The sequence below is a fragment of the Sphingomonas panaciterrae genome (assembly GCF_036890205.1).
GTDB lineage: Bacteria > Pseudomonadota > Alphaproteobacteria > Sphingomonadales > Sphingomonadaceae > Sphingomonas > Sphingomonas panaciterrae.
Genome location: NZ_JAKNQR010000001.1, coordinates 1,241,124 through 1,262,495 on the forward strand (window position 1 = coordinate 1,241,124; position 21,372 = coordinate 1,262,495).

General features: G+C 69.3%; 26 protein-coding genes. 11 read left to right on the forward strand and 15 right to left on the reverse strand.

Annotated features, from left to right (window positions below; all coding sequences use genetic code 11):
• Positions 1-50 precede the first annotated feature (50 nt).
• Together L8F96_RS06080 and L8F96_RS06085 are read left to right on the forward strand one after the other, a co-directional pair.
• Entirely contained in the window at positions 51-833 is a 783-nt protein-coding gene (locus tag L8F96_RS06080; protein ID WP_046407275.1) for an SDR family NAD(P)-dependent oxidoreductase, read from the forward strand.
• 159 nt (positions 834-992) lie between these two features.
• A complete protein-coding gene (locus tag L8F96_RS06085; protein ID WP_046407313.1) occupies positions 993-1,436 on the forward strand; it encodes an acyl-CoA thioesterase in 444 nt (147 codons plus the stop codon).
• A 99-nt stretch (positions 1,437-1,535) separates the two neighbouring features.
• On the opposite strand, the gene L8F96_RS06090 is transcribed toward L8F96_RS06085, so the two are convergent.
• Positions 1,536-1,805: a CsbD family protein gene (locus L8F96_RS06090; RefSeq protein ID WP_046407273.1), complete on the reverse strand. Its 270-nt coding sequence runs from the start codon at positions 1,803-1,805 to the stop codon at positions 1,536-1,538.
• Positions 1,806-1,916: 111 nt separating this feature from the next.
• Positions 1,917-2,699: a crotonase/enoyl-CoA hydratase family protein gene (locus tag L8F96_RS06095; protein ID WP_125945850.1), complete on the reverse strand. Its 783-nt coding sequence runs from the start codon at positions 2,697-2,699 to the stop codon at positions 1,917-1,919.
• 116 nt (positions 2,700-2,815) lie between these two features.
• Here L8F96_RS06095 and L8F96_RS06100 point away from each other — a divergent pair, with 116 nt between their 5' ends.
• Together L8F96_RS06100 and L8F96_RS06105 are read left to right on the forward strand one after the other, a co-directional pair.
• Entirely contained in the window at positions 2,816-3,253 is a 438-nt protein-coding gene (locus tag L8F96_RS06100) for a PaaI family thioesterase (protein ID WP_046407269.1), read from the forward strand.
• Positions 3,250-3,642: a PaaI family thioesterase gene (locus L8F96_RS06105; protein ID WP_046407268.1), complete on the forward strand. Its 393-nt coding sequence runs from the start codon at positions 3,250-3,252 to the stop codon at positions 3,640-3,642. The genes L8F96_RS06100 and L8F96_RS06105 overlap by 4 nt, the downstream gene beginning before the upstream one ends.
• Here the strand turns inward: L8F96_RS06105 and L8F96_RS06110 are convergent.
• Positions 3,626-4,771, reverse strand: coding sequence for a PQQ-dependent sugar dehydrogenase (locus L8F96_RS06110; RefSeq protein WP_046407312.1), 1,146 nt, complete (start codon positions 4,769-4,771; stop codon positions 3,626-3,628). The two genes, L8F96_RS06105 and L8F96_RS06110, sit on opposite strands and share 17 nt — an antisense overlap.
• A 176-nt stretch (positions 4,772-4,947) precedes the next feature.
• Between L8F96_RS06110 and L8F96_RS06115 the strand changes: the two genes are divergently transcribed.
• The 7 genes from L8F96_RS06115 (at position 4,948) to L8F96_RS06145 (ending at position 11,105) form a co-directional block, all read left to right on the forward strand.
• Entirely contained in the window at positions 4,948-5,583 is a 636-nt protein-coding gene (locus L8F96_RS06115) for a ribonuclease HII (RefSeq protein WP_334655519.1), read from the forward strand.
• Between the two features lie 130 nt (positions 5,584-5,713).
• Positions 5,714-6,865: a site-specific DNA-methyltransferase gene (locus L8F96_RS06120; RefSeq protein ID WP_296218490.1), complete on the forward strand. Its 1,152-nt coding sequence runs from the start codon at positions 5,714-5,716 to the stop codon at positions 6,863-6,865.
• Between the two features lie 146 nt (positions 6,866-7,011).
• Positions 7,012-8,058: a dihydropteroate synthase gene (folP, locus tag L8F96_RS06125; RefSeq protein ID WP_334655520.1), complete on the forward strand. Its 1,047-nt coding sequence runs from the start codon at positions 7,012-7,014 to the stop codon at positions 8,056-8,058.
• Positions 8,036-8,884 carry an NRDE family protein gene (locus L8F96_RS06130; protein ID WP_334655521.1) on the forward strand — a complete coding sequence of 283 codons (849 nt, stop codon included), beginning with the start codon at positions 8,036-8,038 and terminating at the stop codon, positions 8,882-8,884. The genes folP and L8F96_RS06130 overlap by 23 nt, the downstream gene beginning before the upstream one ends.
• A 30-nt stretch (positions 8,885-8,914) precedes the next feature.
• Positions 8,915-9,496: an alpha/beta hydrolase gene (locus L8F96_RS06135; RefSeq protein ID WP_334655522.1), complete on the forward strand. Its 582-nt coding sequence runs from the start codon at positions 8,915-8,917 to the stop codon at positions 9,494-9,496.
• A gap of 59 nt (positions 9,497-9,555) precedes the next feature.
• Complete coding sequence (purE, locus tag L8F96_RS06140; protein WP_082102663.1) at positions 9,556-10,032, forward strand: 5-(carboxyamino)imidazole ribonucleotide mutase; 477 nt, start codon at positions 9,556-9,558, stop codon at positions 10,030-10,032.
• Positions 10,029-11,105, forward strand: a complete 1,077-nt coding sequence (locus L8F96_RS06145; protein ID WP_046407260.1) for a 5-(carboxyamino)imidazole ribonucleotide synthase — start codon at positions 10,029-10,031, stop codon at positions 11,103-11,105. Before purE ends, L8F96_RS06145 begins: the two co-directional genes overlap by 4 nt.
• Positions 11,106-11,502: 397 nt before the next feature.
• Here the strand turns inward: L8F96_RS06145 and L8F96_RS06150 are convergent, their stop codons facing one another.
• The 12 genes from L8F96_RS06150 to L8F96_RS06205 form a co-directional block, all read right to left on the reverse strand.
• Positions 11,503-12,618, reverse strand: coding sequence for an OmpA family protein (locus L8F96_RS06150; RefSeq protein ID WP_334655523.1), 1,116 nt, complete (start codon positions 12,616-12,618; stop codon positions 11,503-11,505).
• 110 nt (positions 12,619-12,728) lie between these two features.
• On the reverse strand, positions 12,729-13,232 hold the full coding sequence (locus L8F96_RS06155) for a DUF2793 domain-containing protein (protein ID WP_046406538.1): 504 nt from the start codon (positions 13,230-13,232) through the stop codon (positions 12,729-12,731).
• A complete protein-coding gene (locus L8F96_RS06160; protein WP_334655524.1) occupies positions 13,229-15,367 on the reverse strand; it encodes a phage tail protein in 2,139 nt (712 codons plus the stop codon). Before L8F96_RS06160 ends, L8F96_RS06155 begins: the two co-directional genes overlap by 4 nt.
• Positions 15,367-15,762 (reverse strand): peptidoglycan endopeptidase, encoded by a 396-nt coding sequence (locus L8F96_RS06165; RefSeq protein ID WP_334655525.1) that lies wholly within the window; start codon positions 15,760-15,762, stop codon positions 15,367-15,369. Before L8F96_RS06165 ends, L8F96_RS06160 begins: the two co-directional genes overlap by 1 nt.
• Entirely contained in the window at positions 15,759-16,574 is an 816-nt protein-coding gene (locus L8F96_RS06170; protein ID WP_334655526.1) for a DUF2163 domain-containing protein, read from the reverse strand. The genes L8F96_RS06165 and L8F96_RS06170 overlap by 4 nt, the downstream gene beginning before the upstream one ends.
• On the reverse strand, positions 16,571-18,853 hold the full coding sequence (locus L8F96_RS06175) for a DUF2460 domain-containing protein (protein WP_334655527.1): 2,283 nt from the start codon (positions 18,851-18,853) through the stop codon (positions 16,571-16,573). The genes L8F96_RS06170 and L8F96_RS06175 overlap by 4 nt, the downstream gene beginning before the upstream one ends.
• A 1-nt stretch (position 18,854) precedes the next feature.
• Positions 18,855-19,445 carry a tail tape measure protein gene (locus L8F96_RS06180; protein ID WP_334655528.1) on the reverse strand — a complete coding sequence of 197 codons (591 nt, stop codon included), beginning with the start codon at positions 19,443-19,445 and terminating at the stop codon, positions 18,855-18,857.
• On the reverse strand, positions 19,438-19,674 hold the full coding sequence (locus L8F96_RS06185) for a phage tail assembly chaperone (RefSeq protein WP_136451063.1): 237 nt from the start codon (positions 19,672-19,674) through the stop codon (positions 19,438-19,440). Before L8F96_RS06185 ends, L8F96_RS06180 begins: the two co-directional genes overlap by 8 nt.
• On the reverse strand, positions 19,671-19,982 hold the full coding sequence (locus tag L8F96_RS06190) for a GTA-gp10 family protein (RefSeq protein ID WP_046407324.1): 312 nt from the start codon (positions 19,980-19,982) through the stop codon (positions 19,671-19,673). The genes L8F96_RS06185 and L8F96_RS06190 overlap by 4 nt, the downstream gene beginning before the upstream one ends.
• Positions 19,979-20,386 carry a phage major tail protein, TP901-1 family gene (locus L8F96_RS06195; RefSeq protein ID WP_046407325.1) on the reverse strand — a complete coding sequence of 136 codons (408 nt, stop codon included), beginning with the start codon at positions 20,384-20,386 and terminating at the stop codon, positions 19,979-19,981. Before L8F96_RS06195 ends, L8F96_RS06190 begins: the two co-directional genes overlap by 4 nt.
• A gap of 1 nt (position 20,387) precedes the next feature.
• Positions 20,388-20,786, reverse strand: coding sequence for a tail completion protein gp17 (gene gp17, locus L8F96_RS06200; protein WP_334655529.1), 399 nt, complete (start codon positions 20,784-20,786; stop codon positions 20,388-20,390).
• Positions 20,783-21,343 carry a head-tail connector protein gene (locus L8F96_RS06205; RefSeq protein WP_334655530.1) on the reverse strand — a complete coding sequence of 187 codons (561 nt, stop codon included), beginning with the start codon at positions 21,341-21,343 and terminating at the stop codon, positions 20,783-20,785. The genes gp17 and L8F96_RS06205 overlap by 4 nt, the downstream gene beginning before the upstream one ends.
• Positions 21,344-21,372: the final 29 nt, after the last annotated feature.

The window sequence follows — 21,372 nt, forward strand, 5'->3', positions numbered from 1 at the left end:
CGGGATCGTGCCCCGCTTGTGCGGGAGCACTTTCTCGGGAGGGGAATTCAATGAAGCTCGACAACAGCATTTCCGCCGTCATCACCGGCGGCGCGTCCGGCCTTGGCGCCGCGACCGCGCGGCAGCTCGCCGCCAAGGGCGTGAAGGTCGCCATCTTCGACCTTCAGGAAGAAAAGGGCGAGGCGATCGCCAAGGAACTCGGCGGCGTGTTCTGCAAGGTCAACGTCACCGACGAGGCATCGGTGGACGAGGGCTTCGCCAAGGCGCGCGCGGCGATCGGCCAGGAGCGCATCCTGGTGAATTGCGCCGGCACCGGCAATGCGATCAAGACCGCCAGCCGCAGCAAGGAAGACGGCTCGATCAAGCACTTCCCGCTCGACGCGTTCAACTGGATCATCCAGATCAACCTCGTCGGCACCTTCCGCTGCATCGCCAAGTCGGCGGCCGGCATGATGACGCTCGATCCGCTTCCCGATGGCGACCGCGGCGCGATCGTCAACACCGCGTCGGTCGCGGCCGAGGACGGCCAGATCGGCCAGGCGGCCTATTCGGCGTCGAAGGGCGGCGTGGTCGGCATGACCCTGCCGATCGCACGCGATCTCATGAACGAGCACATTCGCGTCAACACGATCCTGCCGGGCATCTTCAACACCCCGCTGCTGCAGGGCGCGCCGCAGAACGTGAAGGATGCGCTGTCCGCGTCCGTGCCGTTCCCGAAGCGCCTTGGCGATCCGGAGGAATATGCCGCGCTCGCCACGCTGATGATCGAGAACGGCTATTTCAACGGCGAGGACGTTCGCCTCGACGGCGCGATCCGCATGGCGCCGCGCTGAGCACGGCGACACGCTGACGGCGCGGTGCCTGCCGCCGCGCCTGACCGTCTTTATCGAACGATGACACCTCCCCGGGGAGGGCCATGGCCAGCGACGATCGGATCGTCCCGGCGCTGGTCACCCCCGGGGAACGTGTTTCAGAGCTACAGGAAATATCGCATGTCCCGCCCCGCCCCCTGGCGCCTTGACCTTTCATCCTATCCCAAGCGCGAGGTGAAGCAGACGCGCTTCCAGGATCTCGACACGATGGGCCACCTCAACAACGTCGCTTATGCCGCCTTGTTCGAGGATGCCCGCGTGCGCATGAACCAGCAGCTGGGACGCGTGAACCGCGGGAAGATGGCGGAAGGCTCGTTCCGCGCGGTGGTGGCCCGCAACGAGATCAACTACCTCGCCGAAGGCAGCTTCCCCGAGGATGTCGAGATTGGCCTGGGCATCGGTCGCATCGGCAATCGCAGCTTCGAGATGCTGGCGGCGGCGTTTCAGTCGGGCGCGTGTATCGCCACCTGCGACACGACGATCGTCATGACCGATCCGAAGGGCGAGTCCCTCCCGGCCGACTTCGTTGAGCGCCTGAAGGCGGTTCAGGTGAAGGCCGCCTGATCGCGGCGGGGCACCACAACGGCAGCGGGCCCGGCGCCATCGATGATCGCGATCATCGGCAGCGCACGGGCCCGCATTTCTCCGCTTGGTTGCGGCGGGTTACTTCCCGCGCAGCGTACCCAAGGTGGCGAGGCCAAGGACGCCGACCAGCGCGGCTGCTGCCCACGGACGCTCCTTGGCAAAGGCCTTTGCCTGTCCGACCACTGCGGGCTGCCCGTCAGCGCCCGGCGCCATCGCCTTCTGCACCGAACCCTTCAGCTGATCGAGCATGCCGCTCGCCTGCATCGAACGATCGTTCGTCGCGGCGCCGGCCGTTTCCTTCACCTTGCCCGTCACCGTGTTCATATCTGCGGTAAGTGCGTCAGCCATGATCAATACCTCCGATTTCCCGGAGGCGACAACGGGTCAGACGGGCTTTTGTGCCACATGCCGGGCCGCTCGCCGCCGGCCGCGAGACCGGAGGCGAGCGGCACGAAAACGTCAGTCGACGAAGACCGGCGCGCGCTTTTCCATATTGGCCTTTACCGCCTCCACCTGGTTGGGCGAGCGCATAAGCTTGACCTGCTCGTCGCTCTCGCCCTGCAGCACGGTGGCGGTGTCGCCATCCACCATCAGGTTGATCAGCCGCTTGGACGCCTTCACCGCGTCGGGATTGCGACCGGCGATCTCGCGCGCCAGCTCGAACGCCGCGGCGCGCGGATCATCGGCGAGCCGGGTGACAAAGCCATAACGCTCGGCCTGCCCGCCGGTGAACTCGCGCGCGCTGTAGGTCAGGTCGCGAAGCACGTCGTCGCGCGCCAGCGTCCGCCACAGCGCGAGGCCGGCCATGTCGGGCACCAGCCCCCAATAGGTTTCGCGGATCGACATGCGCGTGTCCGGCCGCGCGATGCGCACGCAGGCGCCCGACATGATCTGGAACCCGCCGCCCAGCGCGACGCCATGCACCGCGGCGATCACCGGCATCGGCAAGGTGCGCCAGCCCCAGGCGACATTCTGCGCCGTGTTGGCGACACCATGGCTGCGCTTGCCCAGATCGTTGCCCGATCCGCCAGCCGCCATGGATCCCATGTCGAGCCCGGCGCAGAACGCCCGCCCCTCACCCGACAGCACGGCAACCCGCACATCCTTCATGCCCGCCAGCCGCTCGATGGCGGCGTTGATGCCGGCGAACATCGCCGGATCGAGCGCGTTCATCTTGTCCGGTCGGTTCAGCCGAACGTCCGCGATGCCGTTCTCGACCGTGATCGTAACCCGCTCTTCCATCTCGCTCTCCCGCAAATTGATACGATCGACTTAGACAAGCCGGCCGCGTCCAGCAATGCCGCCCCGGAAATGCCGCGATCGTTGCGCTCGAGGAAGGCGGGTGTATCAGCGGGTGCATGAAGATCGAGACGGCATTGGGCGACATCCCCGGCATGGAGGATGTGCGCTTCGGCGGCCATGGCGGGCGGCTCGGCATCGCCTATCACGCGCATGGCCCGGACTGGTGTGAGCTGACGCTGCCCTATCATCCGGACATCATCGGCGACGAGGACAGCGGCGTGATCGCGTCCGGCCCGATCTTCGCGCTGATGGATATCGCCACCAGCCTGGCGACGATGCGCAAGCTGGGGCGGTTCGTGGCGCACGCCACGCTCGACCTGCGGGTCGATTACCTACGGCCGGCGAAGCCCGGGCACACCGTGATCGGCCATGGCGAATGCTATGCGATCAAGCGATCGATCAGCTTCGTGCGCGGCCAGGCGCATGACGGTGACCCGAACGATCCCGTCGCGCATGTCTCGGGTACCTTCATGTTCCTGGGAGAGGGCGCATGAAGTTGCCACCCTATGCCGATCTGCTCGGCGCGACGCTGGAATGGGAAGATGGCCTCCCCGTCCTCGCCATGCCGTTCGGGCCCGCAGTGATCGGGCGCCCCGGCTTCGTCCAGGGTGGCGCGATCACCGGCCTCATCGAAATGGCGGCGCTGGCCGCGCTGCGCCACCAGATGGCGGGCGAGGATGGCGCGGACGGCAACCGGCGCGTGAAGCCGATCAACGTCACGATCGATTTCATGCGCGGCGGGCGAGAGCGGCTGACCTATGCCGCTGGCACGGTCACCCGGCTGGGCAATCGTATCGCCAATGTGGAGGCGATCGCCTGGCAGGAAAGCCGGGCCAAGCCGATCGCCTCGGCACGGATGAACTACCTTATCGCGCGGGGGTGAGCCGCAGCATCCGGCCCTGCGACCCCTGCGCGCCATCCTCCAGCACGTAGATTGCGCCGTCCGGGCCCTGCTCCACTTCTCGGATGCGGGCACCCATGTCCCATTGATCGCCCTTGCGCGCATTGGTGCCATCCAAATCGACGCGCACCAGCGCCTTGGATGACAGCCCGCCGATGAACGCGTCGCCCTTCCATTGCGGGAACAGGTTGCCCGAATAGATCATCAGGCCGCCGGGCGAGATCACCGGGGTCCACGACACCTTGGGCGCCTCGAAGCCGTCGCCGGGCGCGTGATCAGGGATCGGCCGCCCGTCATAATGGTCGCCGTTCGACACCTTGGGATAGCCATAGTTGCGGCCCGGCAGGACGAGGTTCAGCTCGTCGCCGCCCTTCGGCCCCATCTCCTGCTCCCACAGATTGCCCTGCGCGTCGAAGGCGATGCCGAGCAGGTTGCGATGGCCATAGCTCCACACCGCGGGGTGGAAGCCCTTTGCCGCCAGCGGGTTGCCCGCCGCCGGCTTCCCGTCGGGGGTGAGGCGAAGCACCTTGCCAAGCGTCGCCTTGGGATCCTGTGCGGGATCGAACTTCTGCCGCTCGCCATTGGTGAAGAACAGATACTGGCCGTCGGGCGAGAAGGCGATGCGACCGGAATAATGGCCATTGCCCTCGACGAACGGCGTCGCGCGGAAGATCTCCTGGATCTGGCTCAGCTTGGCCGCGCCAGGGTTCGCTTCATCGAGCACGCCGCGCGCCAGCACCACGCCCTTGCCGCCCGCACCCGTCGTCGACCAGCTGAGGTACACACGCTTCGACTGCGCGAAATCGGGCGCCAGCACGACATCCATCAACCCGCCCTGGCCGGCCGAATCGACCGTCAGCGTGGCGATCGTCTGGCGCGCCTTGCCGTCGGCGGAGACCAGCAGAAGCCGCCCGTCCTTTTCCGTCACCAGCATCCGGCCGTCGGGCAGGAACGTCATCGCCCAGGGCGCATCGAAATCGGCGACGACCGTCTCGACAAACGGCTTGCCGGCGGTGGCCGCGGTGGAATCGCTCGCCGCATTGCCGGCCTGCGGCTCTGCGGAACAGGCGGTGGCGGCCAGCAGGGCCGCGACGAACAGGCTGCGCGAGATCACGATAACTCCTCAAACGGGCAAATCAGGATCAATACCGTCGCAGTGTCGATGCGGTTCCGCAACAGATCACCCGAGGCGAAAGGGCGACGATCCGCGCTTCGGCTGGCGCGCCGCTTTTGCTAGAGCCGCACCCGATCCTGTCAGAGAAAGCGTGTCCCCTCGCAATGCCCGGAATGAAGCACGAACGCCTGTATCTCGCGCCAGTCGCTGGCGTGGACGAGGCCGGGCGCGGGCCACTCGCCGGGCCCGTGGTGGCGGCGGCGGTGATCCTGCCGGAGCGTGGCGTGCCGCGAGGCATCGACGATTCGAAGAAACTCTCCGCCACCGAGCGCGCCCGGCTGTGCGGCCGGCTGCTGGATTGCGCGATCGTCGGCGTCGGCATCGTCGAGGCGGAGGAGATCGACACGCTCAACATCTATTGGGCGACGATGAAGGCGATGACCGTGGCGGTCGATCAACTCGCCGCCACGCTCGGCTGCGCGCCGGGTCACGTGCTGGTCGACGGCAACCGCCTGCCGCGCTGGGGCTATGCCGCCACCCCCATCGTGGGGGGCGACGCGCTCAGCCGCTCGATCGCCGCGGCCTCGATCGTCGCGAAGCACACGCGCGACACGATCATGATTCGGCATCACGAATCATATCCGCATTACAATTGGGCCTCTAACAAGGGGTATGGCTGCGCCACCCACCGCCGCGCCTTGGTGGAACACGGCCCATCGCCGCAGCTTCGCGCCGGTGGCGCAAACGGTTCTTCCGCTCTGAGTCTTTTGCGCCACACCCCATTGCTTGAGTCCTGCCGCCGCGGTTGACTCAACATCTGGGTTCGGGCGCGGAATGTTCCGCCATGTTAACGGCTTTGCAGCTTTTATCGTTAACCAATCATCGCTTGACGGGGAGTCCACCGCGCGGCGACGGTCGCGTGCGAAAAGGGGGAACCGCATGAGTGTCATCGAGAAAACGCGCGTGCGTCGCGCCCCGGCGAAGGTGTCGACGAAGGTGGCGGCCGATCCGGCCGCCCTGCCGCTCGACCGGATTCTGATCGGTGACTGCATCGCGCAGATGCGCGCGCTGCCGGCCAAGTCGGTGGACATGATCTTCGCCGACCCGCCGTACAATCTGCAGCTCGGGGGTGAGCTGTTTCGTCCGGACGGCAGCCATGTCGATGCCGTCACCGACGATTGGGACAAGTTCGATACCTTTGCCGCTTATGACGCGTTCACGCGCGCCTGGCTTACGGAGGCGAACCGGATCCTGAAGGACAATGGCACGATCTGGGTGATCGGCAGCTATCACAACATCTTCCGCGTCGGCGTGGCGGTGCAGGATCTGGGCTTCTGGATCCTCAACGACATCGTGTGGCGCAAGAACAACCCGATGCCCAATTTCCGCGGCACCCGGTTCACCAACGCGCACGAGACGCTGATCTGGGCGTCGAAGGGCGAGAAGGCGAAATACACCTTCAACTATCGTTCGATGAAGACGTTGAACGACGAGATCCAGATGCGCTCGGACTGGGAATTCCCGATCTGTGGCGGTCAGGAACGGCTGAAGGGCGCCGACGGGCACAAGGTGCACCCGACGCAAAAGCCCGAGGCGCTGCTCTATCGCGTGCTGCTCGCCTGCACCAAGCCGGGCGACGTGGTGCTCGATCCGTTCTTCGGCACCGGCACGACGGGCGCGGTTGCCAAGCGTCTTGGCCGCCGCTGGATCGGCATCGAGCGCGAGGGCGTGTACATCGATGCGGCGCAGGCGCGTATCGACGCCGCGCTGCCGCTCGACGAATCGGCGCTGCGCACGATGCAGAGCCCCAAGCAGCAGCCCAAGGTCGCCTTCGGCGTGCTGGTGGAAAACAGCTATCTACCCGCCGGCAGCATCGTGGTGGACGCCAAGCGCCGCTTCCGCGCCACCGTATGCGCCGACGGCAGCCTCGCCAGCGACTGCGGCGCCAGCGGCTCGATCCACAAGCTCGGTGCGACGCTTCAGGGGGCACCAACCTGCAACGGCTGGAGCTTCTGGCACTACGAGGTCGAGGGCGCGCTCAAGCCGATCGACGCCCTGCGGCAGACGTACCTGCTCGCCACCCAGGTGTAAGCACCGCTGAGCCTGTCGCCGCGGGGCAGTTGCCCGGCGACGCGACAGGCTCCGCAACGGCCGCCGCGTCAGCCTCGCGCTGGCGGGATGCTTGCCCCCTGTCGATCGCTGCCGCACAAAAGGCGCTCCTTCTGTGAAAGCGGTTCATGCACCTTCGTCCGGTACAATTTGTCGACGCGCCCTTCGCCTATGATGATGGCGCGGTGGCGCGACTTGCCGGCGGCATGCAGTGGTTCGCCGCTTATGAGGTGAAGGAAAGCGGGGCCAAGCGGATCGCCCCGGTCGCGGAGATCGCCACGCTCGGCGCCCGCGCGGCGATGCTGCACGCCCGCTTCGTTGCGCCGCGCCCCCCGCTCGCCCTTGGCGAACGCACGTTGCGCTTCGACCAGCCGGTGCTGGCCGCCATCCTCAACGTCACGCCCGACAGCTTCTCCGACGGCGGCACGCATCGCGATGATCCCGCTGCCGCGGCATCGGCCGGCATGGACATGGCAAGCGCCGGCGCGGCGCTGATCGACGTCGGCGGCGAATCGACCCGCCCCGGCGCTGCCGCCGTATGGGAGGAGGACGAGGCAGCGCGCGTCGTTCCCGTGATCGAGCGGCTGGCGCGGGCCGGCGCGCTCGTCTCCATCGACACGCGCAAGGCACTTGTCATGGAGCGCGCGCTGGCTGCCGGTGCGGCGATCGTGAACGACGTCTCCGCATTGCTATGGGACAAGCGCGCGGTCGACGTCGTCGCGCGTGCCGGCTGCCCGGTGATCGTGATGCACTCGCCCGACCCGGAAAAGGGCGGCCACGGAACGACCATCTACCGCGATGTCGCGGTGGAGGTGTTCGACTGGCTGGACGCGCGGATCGAGGCGCTCGTCGCGGCCGGGGTCGACCGCTCGCGGATCATCGTCGACCCGGGCATCGGCTTCGGCAAGTCGCTGCAGGACAATCTCGCGCTCATCAATGCGCTGGCGATGTTCCACGGGCTGGGCTGCGCCATCATGCTCGGCGCCAGCCGCAAGCGGCTGATCGGGGCATTGTCGAACGAGGCGCCGGTCGGGGAGCGGCTTGGCGGCTCGGTGGCGCTGGCGCTCAAGGGTGCGGAGGCGGGGGTTCAGGTGCTCCGCGTCCATGACGTCGCCGAAACCCTGCAGGCGCTGCGAGTCTGGCGTGGCCTGCGTGACCGGGCGTTTGTCGGATGAGCTGCCGAGGTCCGACGCTCGCCGCATCGGCCGGCATCGGGCGCGCGCGCTGATGTGCGTCGTGGCGCTGGCACATCGCGCGCATCCCGACTGGCGCCTGGTTGTCGCCGCCAATCGCGATGAATTCCACGCGCGCCCCTCCGCCCCGCTCGATCGCTGGACCGATGCCCATGACGTGCTCGCAGGGCGGGATCTGCTCTCCGGCGGCAGCTGGATCGGGGTGTCGGAGGCGGGGCGGTTCGCAGTGGTGACCAATGTCGCCGGCCACCCCCGCGGCGACGGCGCGCCATCGCGCGGCGCGCTGGTTGCGGACTATCTGCGCTGCGGGGCGCTGCCTGACGATGACCGGCTGGACGCCTATGGCGGGTTCAGCCTGATCACGATCGGACCCGTCGCCGATTATCGGACCAATCAGCCGCGCCCGCTCCGCCATGTTCTCTCATCCGGGGTGCACGGCATCTCCAACGGGCCGCTCGATCCGCCGTCGTTGCGCACCCGGGCGGTGACGATGGCGCTCGACACATGGCTTAGAGCACCGCAGCCGATCGGCCACCTGCTCGACCTGCTGGTGGATGAGACGCCCGCCCCTGAGGGAGAGCGGCCGGTCTTCATCCGCGATGCCGTCTATGGCACCCGTTGCAGCACCGTGATCGCGATCGACCACGCCGGCGACGGGATCATCGTCGAGCGGCGTTTTCATCCCGATGGAACCGCTGACGGCGTGACCCGCCTCGCCTTCCGCTGGCCGACCGACGGACGCCGCCGTCACCGGTACAGCCCTGCGCGAATGCCGCAGGATTGCCGCGAGCCCGCGAATCAGGGATAGTCGCGCCGCGAACAGGATGGAGTGGACGCCATGTCGATTTCGACGGCCGTCATGCCAAACCATTGGTCGATCATCACGATCGCTGCTGCCGGGCGCGCCGATCCGGCGTGGAACACGCGGATGCGCTGGCCGGTGAAGGGTGATGATCACGTCGTCCTTCACGACGGTGAACGCCGCAGCCTGTGGGCGGCGCAGCTCGACGCGGCGGTGATGCGCGCCGATCGCACCGTGCTGCTGGTCGCCGAGGGACTCGGCTGCCATGCGGCGTCCTGGTGGGCGCGCCTCTCCCCGGCGAGCTATGTCTCACGGATCGCCGGCGCCTTGCTGTTCGATCCGCCCGCCGAAGGCGCCGAAGAATCCCAGCCCTTCGCCTCGCCCGCCATCGCGCTTCCGTTCCCGTCGCTCGTCCTGTCCGGCGCGGATGCGGCGGCCACGATACCCGCGGTGAACGGCTGGGGCAGCCGGCTGCTGCGCGGCGACCGCCAGCGGCACGGCGAACTACGGCCGTGGCGCAGCGCGCAGCGCCTGATCCAGCGCGCCACCGCGCGGGTCGTCGATCGCGACGTGGAACGCGCCATCGCGGTCCATCCGATCTTCCATCGGGACCGTTGAGGGCGGCACTGCGCACACTCGCTGTTGCCCTGCCGCGCCACGCTCGCTAACCGCCGCCAATGGCGCACGTTGGCATCATCATGGGCTCCACCTCTGACTGGGAGACAATGCGGCACGCGGCCGACATTCTCGCCGTGCTGGAGATCCCCCACGAAACCCGCGTTGTGTCGGCCCATCGTACCCCACAGCGGCTGTATGATTACGCCACCGGGGCTGCCGATCGCGGGCTGAAGGTGCTGATCGCGGGTGCTGGCGGGGCGGCGCACCTGCCCGGCATGGCCGCGGCGATGACGCATTTGCCGGTGCTTGGCGTGCCGGTGGAATCGCACGCGCTGAAGGGCATGGATAGCCTCCTGTCGATCGTCCAAATGCCCGGTGGCATCCCTGTGGGGACGCTGGCGATCGGCAAGGCCGGCGCGATCAACGCCGCGCTTCTCGCCGCCGCCATCCTCGCCCTCGCTGACCCGGCACTGGAAGAGCGGCTGAAGGCATGGCGATCGACCCAGACCGACAATGTCGCGGAGCTGCCCCAATGACACCGCTGCCTCCAGGCTCGACCATCGGGATCCTCGGCGGCGGACAATTGGGGCGCATGATCGCCGCAGCCGCGGCGCAGCTGGGCTATCGCACCCATGTGCTGGCCCCTGACCGCGAAAGCGTCGCGGCGCAGACGGCATCGTCGCTGACCCGCGCCGACTATCACAACCGCATCGTCCTCGCGGACTTTGCCGCCCAATGCGATGTGGTCACCTACGAATTCGAGAATATCGCCGCCGAGCCCGTCGAATGGCTGGCCGATCACGTGCCGGTCCACCCCTCCTCCGCCAGCCTGCGCGTGGCGCAGGATCGCGCTGCGGAAAAAAGCTTTGTCGAGAAGCTCGGTGGTCGCCCGGCGCGCTGGGCCGCGGTCGACAATCGCGCGGCGCTGGAAACCGCCATCGAGGAGATCGGAGTCCCCGCGATCCTCAAGACGACGCGCATGGGCTATGACGGCAAGGGCCAGGCACGGATCATGGATCGCGCCGATGCCGACGCCGCGTGGGAGGCGGTTGGTGGTCCGGCCGTGCTCGAAGCCTTTGTTCCGTTTACCCATGAATTCTCGATCATCCTGGTGCGCGGCCATGACGGATCGATGGTGAGCTATCCGCCGGCATGGAATCAGCATGTCGACGGCATCCTGTCGCGCTCGACCGTTCCCGCACCGGCGGAGATCGCCGCACTGTGGACGGAGGCCGCGGCGCTCACCGGGCGCGTTGCCGATGCGCTGGGGCATGTCGGGGTCCTGACGTGCGAGTTCTTCGCGACGCCCGATGGCCCTGTGTTCAACGAAATGGCGCCGCGCGTGCACAATTCCGGCCACTGGACGATCGAGGGCGCGGAGACATCGCAGTTCGAGAACCACGTTCGCGCGATCCTCGGACTGCCGCTGGGCAGTGTCGCACTCACCGGCCGTGAAGCGGTGATGCAAAACCTGATCGGCGCCGACGTGGATTGCTGGGCGGATGTGCTGGCAGAGCCCGGCGCCCACCTGCATCTCTATGGCAAGCGCGAGGTTCGCCCGGGCCGCAAAATGGGCCACATCACCCGCGTCGCCCGGGACCTAGACTGACACCCTGCTTGGCTGCTCCCTGAGCGGCTGAACCCGGGCCAACGCTGCTCCGGCGGCCTCCACACCCGGCGCCGCCTTATGCGCCATGCGAGCTGCCTGAACCAAGCCGCGTCGTCGTGGCCAGCCTCAGCGCCCTGCCGTATGGCGTCGCGCTTTCCGCACCTTGCAAGCAGATGAGCTCTGCGCCTCGTTGCGCTGGTGGGTGGAATGGCGGACGCACCGCCCGCAGGAACTGTAAAGCTGCGCTGAGCCGCGACCGCTCAACGGCATCCAGGATCATGCGGACCCCGCCGCAGCGGAAAGAACGCTGCTGCGCCTTCACCAAGCGGTGCCGCACAGAAAAAGAGGGGCCGGCAATGCCGACCCCTCCCTCTTTTTTCGTCTGACGACGAAGGTCTTACATGCCCGCGCCGGGGCCGTAGGTAACCTCCACGCGACGGTTCTGAACCTCGCGGACGCCGTCTGCGGTCGGCACGCGCGGGTTGCTCTCACCGAACGCCTCGGTGGTGATGACGCCACCCGGGATCGACTTCGACTCGAGGTACGACTTCACCGAGTCTGCGCGACGCTGCGACAGACCGACGTTGTACTGTGCCGAACCCGAACGGTCGGTGTAACCGGCGACCATCACCTGGGCGTTGCCGCAGGTCTGGTACTGGGTCACGGCGTTGTCGAGGATCGACGCTGCCTCAGGCGTGATGTCCGACTTGTCCCACTCGAAGAAGACAATGAACGGACCCGGCGAGCACACCACTTCCGGCGGCGGCGGCGGCGGCGGCGGCGGCGGGGGAGGCGGCGGCGGCGGCGGCGGCGGCGGTGCAACCGGCTCGCCGAAGTTGTAGGTCAGGCCACCCAGGATGCTGTGCGACCGGAAACGACCGTCAAAGCCACGGTTCGCCACGTCGACCAGCTTCACGTTGCTGGCGTTGAAGAAGCGATACTTCAGCGTTGCATCGAGGTTGTCGGTCAGCGGTGCGCGAACGCCCGCGATGCCCTGCCATGCGAACACGGTGTCGGAGTCATCGAGGAAGCTGCCACGCTGGTTCAGCGCGATACGCGACTTGACTCGCGCCACGCCGACACCGCCGCCGATGAAGCCCTGAATGCTGTCGTCGTCGCCGAAATCGAGCAGGCCGTTGACCATGAAGCTCAGCGCCGAGCTACGGCCGCCAGCATAGTCATAGGTGCCCGGAGCCGCGATACCCGGCCCAGCGGCGCCGAGAACCGGCGTACCGACGGTCGACGAATAGCCGTCAACCACAGCCGACTTGTAGGCGACTTCGGCTTCCAAGCGGAAGCTGCCAAAGTCGTAACCGGTCACGCCACCGACGTCATAGCCGTACTTGCTATCGACGGTGCCGGTGCCGCTGGTGGCGGCGGTGATGTCGTACTCGATGTCCTCGACGATCATCCCACCGAACTCGGCGCCTACGTACCACGCGTTGTCGCGGGCAAGTGCAGGCGAGGCGAGTGCGGTAGAAGCGAATGCCAGAACTACGGCAAGCTTCCGCATAATATTCCCCTTTCCATGGTGTCACTACGGACAGCGCTAACTCAGTAAAGAAGGGATAGTTTCCACGCAAGACGACAAAAAGAAGCGACTGTTGCGGGTTTGCCACACCCTCAGCGGGCGATCAAACCGTGCGCCCGAAGCGCCTCCAGAACAAGGGAAAGCGTGGCCCGGGCGGCGGAATCGACGTTAGTTCCGTTGGTTGCGTCGGCGATGGCGGGCTGTTGCGTCGTGAGCACGCGGGTTCCGCCGACGAAAACACCGGTTGTGTGCACTGCCCCGGCCACCCATTCACCGTTTCCAAAGCGCGCGATCACCCCGCCCTCGCGGCACGCCACCGCCATGCCGTCGCGCGGGCCAACGAAGCGCCAGCCGCCCGCCGTCCATCCCGCCAGCGCCAGCGCCTGTCCCGCCCAGTCGCCGACAGGTTCCGCCCCGACGATCCAGCATTGCCCGTCCACCGGCGCGCTCGGCGGCACATCGACCCCGATCGCCTCGACGCAGGCGTGAAGGGCAAGATCGATCAGCGCCAGCGCTTCATTGTGGTCGAGTTCCTTCTGCGCCTGTCCGGCATGCAGCAGCGGCAGCGCCCAGCGCGCCGTGGTGTTCACCATCATTCATCATCTCCCAGGGTCAGCGTTGCGGGCGAGGATGCGCCGAGGCTGCCGATCTGCCGCACCGCGGCCCGCAGCGGCGCGCCGTTCAGCGCGCTCAGCGGCACCGTCACGTACGGAACCGCCGTCACGACAATGTGGCTGGCGATCGCAGTGGTGACGGTAACCTCATAGGCCTCGCGCTCTTCGCCAAGCGGCACGTCGACATGGTCGCGCCACCACCAATCGACGCGGCTGCGGCGGCGCCAGCGCAGGGCGAGCACCCCCTCGCGGATGTCCGCCGACAGATGCACCGGCGCCAGCGGAAGACTCGCAGCGCCGGTCAGCCGCACCGCGGCCTCCACACCTTGCTCATCCCCGACCCCCCGCGCCATGACGCGCACGGTTCCACCGGCGCCCGTGAGAGGAAGGATCCGCAGCATCGCTTCCCGCTCCAGGATCACGAAGCGATCCCCGGGTGCCAGCAAGGCCGGCGTCGTCCCGAACCGTCCGCGCCACAGATCGGAGAGCCGCCAGCGACACGCCCCGACCTGCTCGACGCTTCCGAATTGCAGCAACTCGTCACCGACCAGCGCCAGGTTCCCGCCGCGATCCAGCCCTGCCGCGTCCATACTCGTCAGCATCATGCCGTCATGCGCCAACGATACCTCGATCACGGTGCGGCGATCGACCAGCGTGGCGGGCGCGGCCGATGCTGCGGCCACGGTCGTGCCGATGGTTCCGGCGGCCGGCGTTGCCCCCGCCGCCGTCCAGCTCGCGCCATCGTCGATGCTGTGATGGATCATCGCGCGTCGCCAATGCGGCGTGCTGCCCGCCGCGACGACGGCGATCGTCGGACCGGCGCCCTCCCCCATCATGGCGGGCAGTTCCGCGACGTGCACGATCGTCTGCCCCGCCGGCACATCCACCTGGCGAAGCACCCGCCCGGACGCGGCCGGCAGCGCAACCACCGGCGGCGGCAAGGCCACCAGCTCGATCGTCACGGCAAATCGCTCGATCTCCACCGATCGCACACGCCACGCCCCCGCCTCGCCGGACAGCGACACCACGCTTCCCGGCAACACGTCGACCGTCGCGATGTCCGTGACGATCCGCCGCGTGGCGCGCGCGCTGGAGGTGCGCGCCAGCATCGTCTCTGCCACCGCCCGCGCGCGCTCCGCCGGCAGCGCCGCAGCAAGGTCAATCGACATCGCCGCCCCAAGCGCGCCAGGACGAACCGCGCGCTGCACCCCCGCCTGCCAATCACGCGCCGGATCATAATGGCTGACCGTCATGGCATGCGGCGCGCGTGCAGGCGGCGCGATCCGCCGCTGCCCCGCTCCCCCCGCCAGCATCCGCGCCGGCGCGGGGTCACCGCGCATCGCCACCCGGTCACCGATCGGAACAAACCAGGCGCCCGCCACTTCCGCCAGCGTCTCGATCACCGACCGGACAATGTCACCGTAAGCGGAAAAGCCATCGATCGGCAGCATCGCCGCCTCGTCGCCCGGCACGCTCGCGATCACCGCGGGCGCCAGTGCCTGCGCGATCGTAGCGGCGGGTACCGGCGCATCATCGGCAATCACCTCGAACGTCAGCGACGGGATGCGATTGCCGAACGCCTCCAGCGGCAAATCCTCGAATACGGCATAAGCGATGCCGCGATGGGCCGGCGCATTTTCGCCACCCTCGGCGCTCGCGATCAGCGGGTCGGCCGCCTGATCCTCGCTGCCCAGGTGCAGGCGAAATTGCACCGGCACTTTCCAGTCCCCCGCCGCTCCGCGCAACAGGTTGCCATCGGCCCAGATCCGCCCCACGCCGCGGATCGCCCGCGCCGACAATGCCACCGCGATGCTCGCCGAATAGGCGTAGCGCGTCATCGCCGGCTGCCCCTTGCCCCCGCCCTGCCGCTCGCGCCGCTCCACCAGGTCGGTCGCCCAGATCACGTGGCCCGCGACGCGCATCCGCCCGAACAGGCGCGGGATCGGTTGGCCATAGCGCGACGTCTGCACCGCCAGATCGTTGAGGCGCGGCCCATGTCGCCCCTTGGGCCGGAACAGCACATTGCGGTCCACCGCCTGGCCCAGCATGCCGCCCAGCGCCGCCCCGATCGGCCCTCCGGCAAGCCCGCCGACAGTCGTCAGCACCAAAGTCGCCATCAACCTTCCCCCAATTGCCACGCCGCCTCGATCGGCCAGGGTGGCGCGCCCGGTCGCGCCACCACCCGGCCCAGCCCGACATCGGCATGGATGATCCCCTCCCGCGTGCGCACCGCTAGATGCAGGTGCATCGCGGCCACCCGGCACAACAGGATGTCGCCGGCTTGCCCGCCCCCCGCCGGCGCGAGGCCCTGCCAGCAATCGGCGTAGCCCTGCGCATTGCCACAACGGATCGCATAGCCCTCCGGCATCGGGCCGATGTGCCCCGCGCCCCGCAGCGCTGCGGCCACCACGCCGACGCAGTCCAGCCCGATCGCCGGATCACGACCATGCAGCCGAAAGGGTACGCCGATCAGCGCCCGCGCCGCCGCCGCGACGCGCTCTCCCCGGGTCATGCGCCGGGGTAGCGCGTCAACAGGTCCATGCCGGGCAGGTACGGCTCCCCGCGAAAGTTCACGATATTGCCGAACCGCGCCACGCACGTCGCAACCGTCTTGTCGCACCCCTCGCGCAGCAGCACCAACAGACCCGGCGCCGCCCCAACCGCCGCTTCGGCGGACAATGTCACCCTTTCGTCGTCCGATTGCAGGATCGCCTGCTCCAGCCCGCACGCGGCGCCGCCGATCCAGCGCAACGTGCCCCCGCCATAAGCATCGGCCACCGGTTCGCGCTGATCGAGCATCACGCTCGCCCCCTCGACCGCGCGCACCCGCGCGAACCGCCGCCGCCCGGCCATCGCCACCCGGCATCGGCGATCGCCCAGGCTGGCGCGGCACGTCGCGCTCGTCTCCTCCGCCACCGCGCGGTCGAGCGCAGCGGCCGGCCCGTGAAGCTCGACCCGAAACGCGCCCCCGCCGGCCGCATCGACCTCCAATTCTACCGCGCCGATCGTTCCGCTGTTCAGCACCAGCGGCGCCCCGCCGCGCGCCCAGTCGACGATCGCCACCGTGATCCGCGCTGCGTCCCAGCGGCCGGCGATCAGGTCATCCGCCGCGATCGCCGCGCTGCTCAGCGCGCCCTCCGTCTCGCTGATCGCGGCATCAAGCCCATCGCTGCGCCGGATCGCCGCCGGGATCATGCCGGGTGCCGCGTGATAGCGCCGCCCCTCTATGACGAGGTCGCGGTCGTGATCGGTCAGCCCGATCGTCACGCCGTCGCGCCGCTCCAGCGTCCACAGCATGGCAAGGGTGGTCAGCCGATCGCTCATGCCTCATGCACCTCGATCAGCGGCACGGCCGGCGCCGCCCCCGCCAGGAACGTCGCGCGCGTCACGCTCAGCCGGTCGTCGGCAAAGCGCACCGGCACGTCGAAGGCGAAGCTCGCCCGCACCGTGACCCCCGCCGCGGGCGCCTCGTCCAGCATCACCACCCCGCCGGGCTCGACCGTGAACCCCTGCGTCTCCACCCCGTCAAGCATCACCCGCACCGATCCCGGCACCGGCCGCGTGATACGCCGCGCAGGAGCATCGCCCGCCTCGCCGTACCGCTTCACCAGCGCAAAGCCGCGCGTCACCCCATCGCCCGTGCCGATCACCACCTCGGACGCCGCGAAATCGAACGGATCGCGCAACCGGAACCCCCGCGCCGGCCCGATCCGCGCGCGGAAGAATTCCAGCAGCGCCGCGATATCCGCTTCGCTGCGCACCCCCGGCCCAACGTCATAGCGGGTGCGCGCCCCCGCCCAGCTCGCATTGCGGCTTTCCCGCCCACCCGCGCTCGTCACCACCGCCGTCGAGAACTCCGGCGTCACCTCCGCCTCCGCGCCAAGCGCCAGCGGAAACAGCACATCGTCAAAGTCCTGCACCCCGTCCTCCCCGTGTCGCGCGCCCGGCGCATCCCAATGAACGAAGCCGTCGCGCATCACCTGCGGCAGCGCCCAGACATGCACGCCGCGCACGCCCCGCCCGCGCGCCACTGCGGCCGCCGCCTCGATCGGCGCCCATTGCGCCTTGTCCTCGGGCCGCAGCACGAAGCCGGCGAGATAATCCTGCCGCGCCGCCGGATAGCCGAGCCGCGCGCTCGCCAGCGCCACGCCCTCGCGGGTCGAGGCGACATCGCCCGCCGTCACCCAGTCATAATCCTCCAGCTGAAGCACATCGAACGCCGGGCTCGCCCAGCCGATCGGCAGGTTCATCCGCTTCGCCTCTGGCGCCGCGCGGTCCAGCACGGTCGGCAGATAGGCCAGCAGATGCGTCTCGCACCCGGGATGCGCCGCCGCCACGGCCGCGCACAGCGCCGCGGTGGAGCCGGCCAGCACCGCCCCCGCTTGGTCCAGCGTCAGGCATTGCGCTGCCGTCAGCGGCGCCGCCACGCTGGGGATCGCCACCGGCGCGAACAGCGCCACCGCGGCTTCATCATACAGGCACGGCCGCCCGTCCGCCCGCACCCACCACCATGGCTCCCCCACCTGGAACCGCGGCGCCAGCCCCGCCTCCACCCCGATCGCCACAAAGGCGCAGGCGATCCGCTGGAGATACGCCATCGCCCCCGCATGGGCGGGTGACAGCAGGGTCGACGGCGGCTCCCACCCGGTCAGCGCCGGCGCGCCATCGGCGTCACGTTGCTTCCAGTCCGCCGGGCAATGCGCATCGAACAATTCGTATGACAGCGACCAGATCACGTCCTGGCCAAGCGCCGCCGCCGCTTGCGCAAAGGATCGGTGCCACGCCGCGCACGGCGCATTCACCCCGCCGGTCACCATCATGTCGGCGTCGAGCCGAAAATAATGGCTCATCCCGACATAATGGATGATTGCACCGCGATAGCCGAGGTGGAGCACATTGCGCAGCAGCCGCGCCGGCGTCAGGTGATAGCTGTCGTCATAGCCGCTCGCGATGCGCAGCCCATGCTCGGGCAGCACCGCATCGCCGATCCCGATCACCGATCCCGCGCCCTCGCAACGGATCGCGCTCAGTTCCGCCCAGCCCTCGGCCGGCGCGTCCAGCATCGCGTCGCTCGCGTCATAGCCCGGCGCGACGAGCGAGATGAACAGCCGGTCGACATCCCCCGCCCATACCGGATCGGCATCGGTCGGCAGGTCGAACCCGCCGGTCAGGTCGGCGAAATCGATCGCGACGACCGCGTCCCCCGGCGTCCCCACCGCATAATTCCACAGCCGCACATACCAGGCGCGCGCCACGCCCGCCGCATCGCGCCCCTCGATCGTCAGCACCGGGCCGTGGACCGCGTCCAGCGGCCGCACCCCGCCCGATCGCCAGCGGAACGACAATCGGCATGCGCGAAAATCGCGTTCGGTATCATAGGCCAGCAAAGGGTGATCGTGGCGATCCTCCGCCTCCCAGATCAGCCCCGCCAGATCGTCGCGCCGGTAAAAGGCGCAATCGACCCGCAGCGCGTCGGGCGCGGTCGTCGTCACCGCCGCCATCATCGGCCGCGGGAAGTTGATCGTCCAGAATGTCGGGTCGAACCGCGTGATCACGTCCGCGGCATGATGCGGCCGCCGCTCGGCCACCAGGCAATGCGCCATGTCAGTCCTCCAGATCCGCCAGCGCGGCCTTCACCGCACGCGCCACCTGCCGGCTCGATCGTGCCAGCGCGGCCGGCGCCGCCTCGGGCGCGGCGTTGATCGCGATGCTCACCCGCACGTCGCGCCCGCCCCCGCCGGCTGGCCCGGGCGTCGGCAGCACCGATCCCGCCGCGGTCGGCACGAACAATTCCGGCCCCCGCTCGCCGACCCAGAAGGGCCGCCCGGGCGACACCGGCCCGCCCGTCGCCCGTCCCGGCGCGCCCAGCGCGGCAAGCAGCACGCTCGCCAGCCCGCCGCCCGGCGCACCCCCGCTCCCGCCCGCCACGCTGCCGAACACGCTGCCGATCCCGGCACGCAGCGCATTGGCCGCGATCTCGCCCATCGCCGCCACCGCGACGGTCTTCAGGTCCTCGAACCCCAGCTTGCCCGTCCGCACCGCGCGCGCCAGCGTCGTCTCGATCGCCCGCCCGGCGCGGTCCGCACCTGCGGCCAGCGGCCCTTCCAGCGCGGCGCGCATCTCCGCCACGTCGCGTGCAAAGCCACTGGCGTCGGCGCGCACGCCGACGACCATCCGATCCCAATCCTCATCCATCCGGAAATGCCCTTTTCAGCGCGGCGATCATCGCCGCATCGGGCGGCCCTGCCTCGCCTGCCCCGTCAGCCCCGCCCAGCACCCGCACCAGCGCGGCGAGCTCGGCTGGCGTCGCGCCCCAGAACGCGTGCGGAGACCAGCCGAACAGCACGCCCGACAGCCCCGCCAGCCGCACCGCCGCCTCGGCAAAGCTGTCCCCCGGCCGGGGCGCGGCCGTGGCGGATCTCATCGCCCCGCCAGTATCTGCCCGATCAGCACCTTCAGCGGCGCCATCGCCGCGGTCAGCCCCTGCGCCGCCACCGCCTCGCCCAGCATGTCGCGCGTCAGCGCCGCCGGCCGATCGCGAAGGCAATGCCAGAACAGCCCGACGATCTCGCCCAGCGCCAGCCGCCCCTCGGCGGCCCGCTCGACCAGCGCAAACAGCGGCCCCAGCTCCGCCTCCGCCGCGACCAGCGCGGCAAAGCTCGGCCGAAGCACCAGCGCCTCGCCCGCGACGCGCAGGCTCGCCTCGCCGCGCTGCGCGTTCGCCCCGCTCATGCCGCCACCACCGGGCCGGAGCTTTCGAGGTTCACCGTGTAGCTGCGCTCGCCGTTGAAATCGCCGGCATAGTCCAGCCGAGTCACCAGGAACCGGCCGGTCAGCGTCTCGCCGCTTTCGAAACTCAGCCGGTAATCGTCGATCGTCCCCGCCAGCGCATTGGTCTTCACCCGCGTTTCCGCCGCCGATCCGGTGAACACCCCTGCCGCCGACACGCTGACGCTGCGCACGCCCGCGCCCGACAACAGGTCGCGCCACCCGCCCGACCCCTTGTTGGTCACCACCACCGCCTCGCCATTGATGCTCAGCTGCGTGGTGCGCATCCCGGCCACCGTCGCGAATGCCGGCGTCGCCGCGCCATCGCCCACCTTCAGCAGGAAGGCCGAACCTTTCTCCACCGCCATCTCACCTCTCCCGATACAGTTTCACCGCGAACTCGCCCGTCGCGGTCCAGCGGTCTCCCCCGCCACTTTTCACGATGCGCGTTCGCACCAGCCGCAGCGCCACCACGCGCCACCCGCCATCGATCGCCCCCGACAGCGCCGCGACCGCCGCCTCCGCCTGCGCCGCCAGCGTGCGCAGCCGCACCGGCCGCTCGCCCGCATCGTGCAGCATGATCCGCACCCGCCCCTCGCGGCCGTCGATCCCCGCCCCGCCCCAGCGCGCCAGCACGGCGTCCTCGACCACCGCATGGGGCAGCGCCGCGCGCACCGGCGGCGCATCGAACGTTGTCACGACAGTGCCGACCGCGGCGACCAGCGCCGCCTGCAACGCCGTCGCCGGATCGCTCCCGCCGCCACTCATGGATGCGCCTCCGCCATCAGCCGCATTCGCCGATACGGCCGCCACAGCGCCGCCACCGCTGCCGGCGGCGCGCGCCCGACGTCGCGATCGTTGAACAGATGCGCGATCAGCATCGCGACGCCTTGCGCGATGGGTGGCGGCAGCGCGTCCCAGTCCACTGCCAGCCCCGCGGTATAGCTCACCGCCACGCGCCCCGCCGCGCCCGGCGCGATCACCCGCACCCAGCCACGCGCCGCGCCATCCACATCGACCGCATAGCCGTCCGGGGGCAGCACGAACGGCGCCCCCTCCGCCGGCAGTCCCATGACGCCGCCGATCGCGCGGACCGGCGCCGCCGCCAGCAATTGCCACCCGCCCCCGCGCGCCGCCGGCAGCACATCCTCCACCGTCCGCGTCACCAGCAACGTGCCGGTGAACGCCTCCGCCAGCGCGATCGCGGTAGCGGCCAGCCGCTCCAGCAGCGCCTGTTCCGCCTCCCCCTCCAGCCGCAGAAAGCCGCGCGCCTCCGCCACCGCCGCGGCGATCGCGGCTGGCGACACCCCCGAAACCGTCATCATCCTCTCCCCCTCAGCAACGACACGCCCCT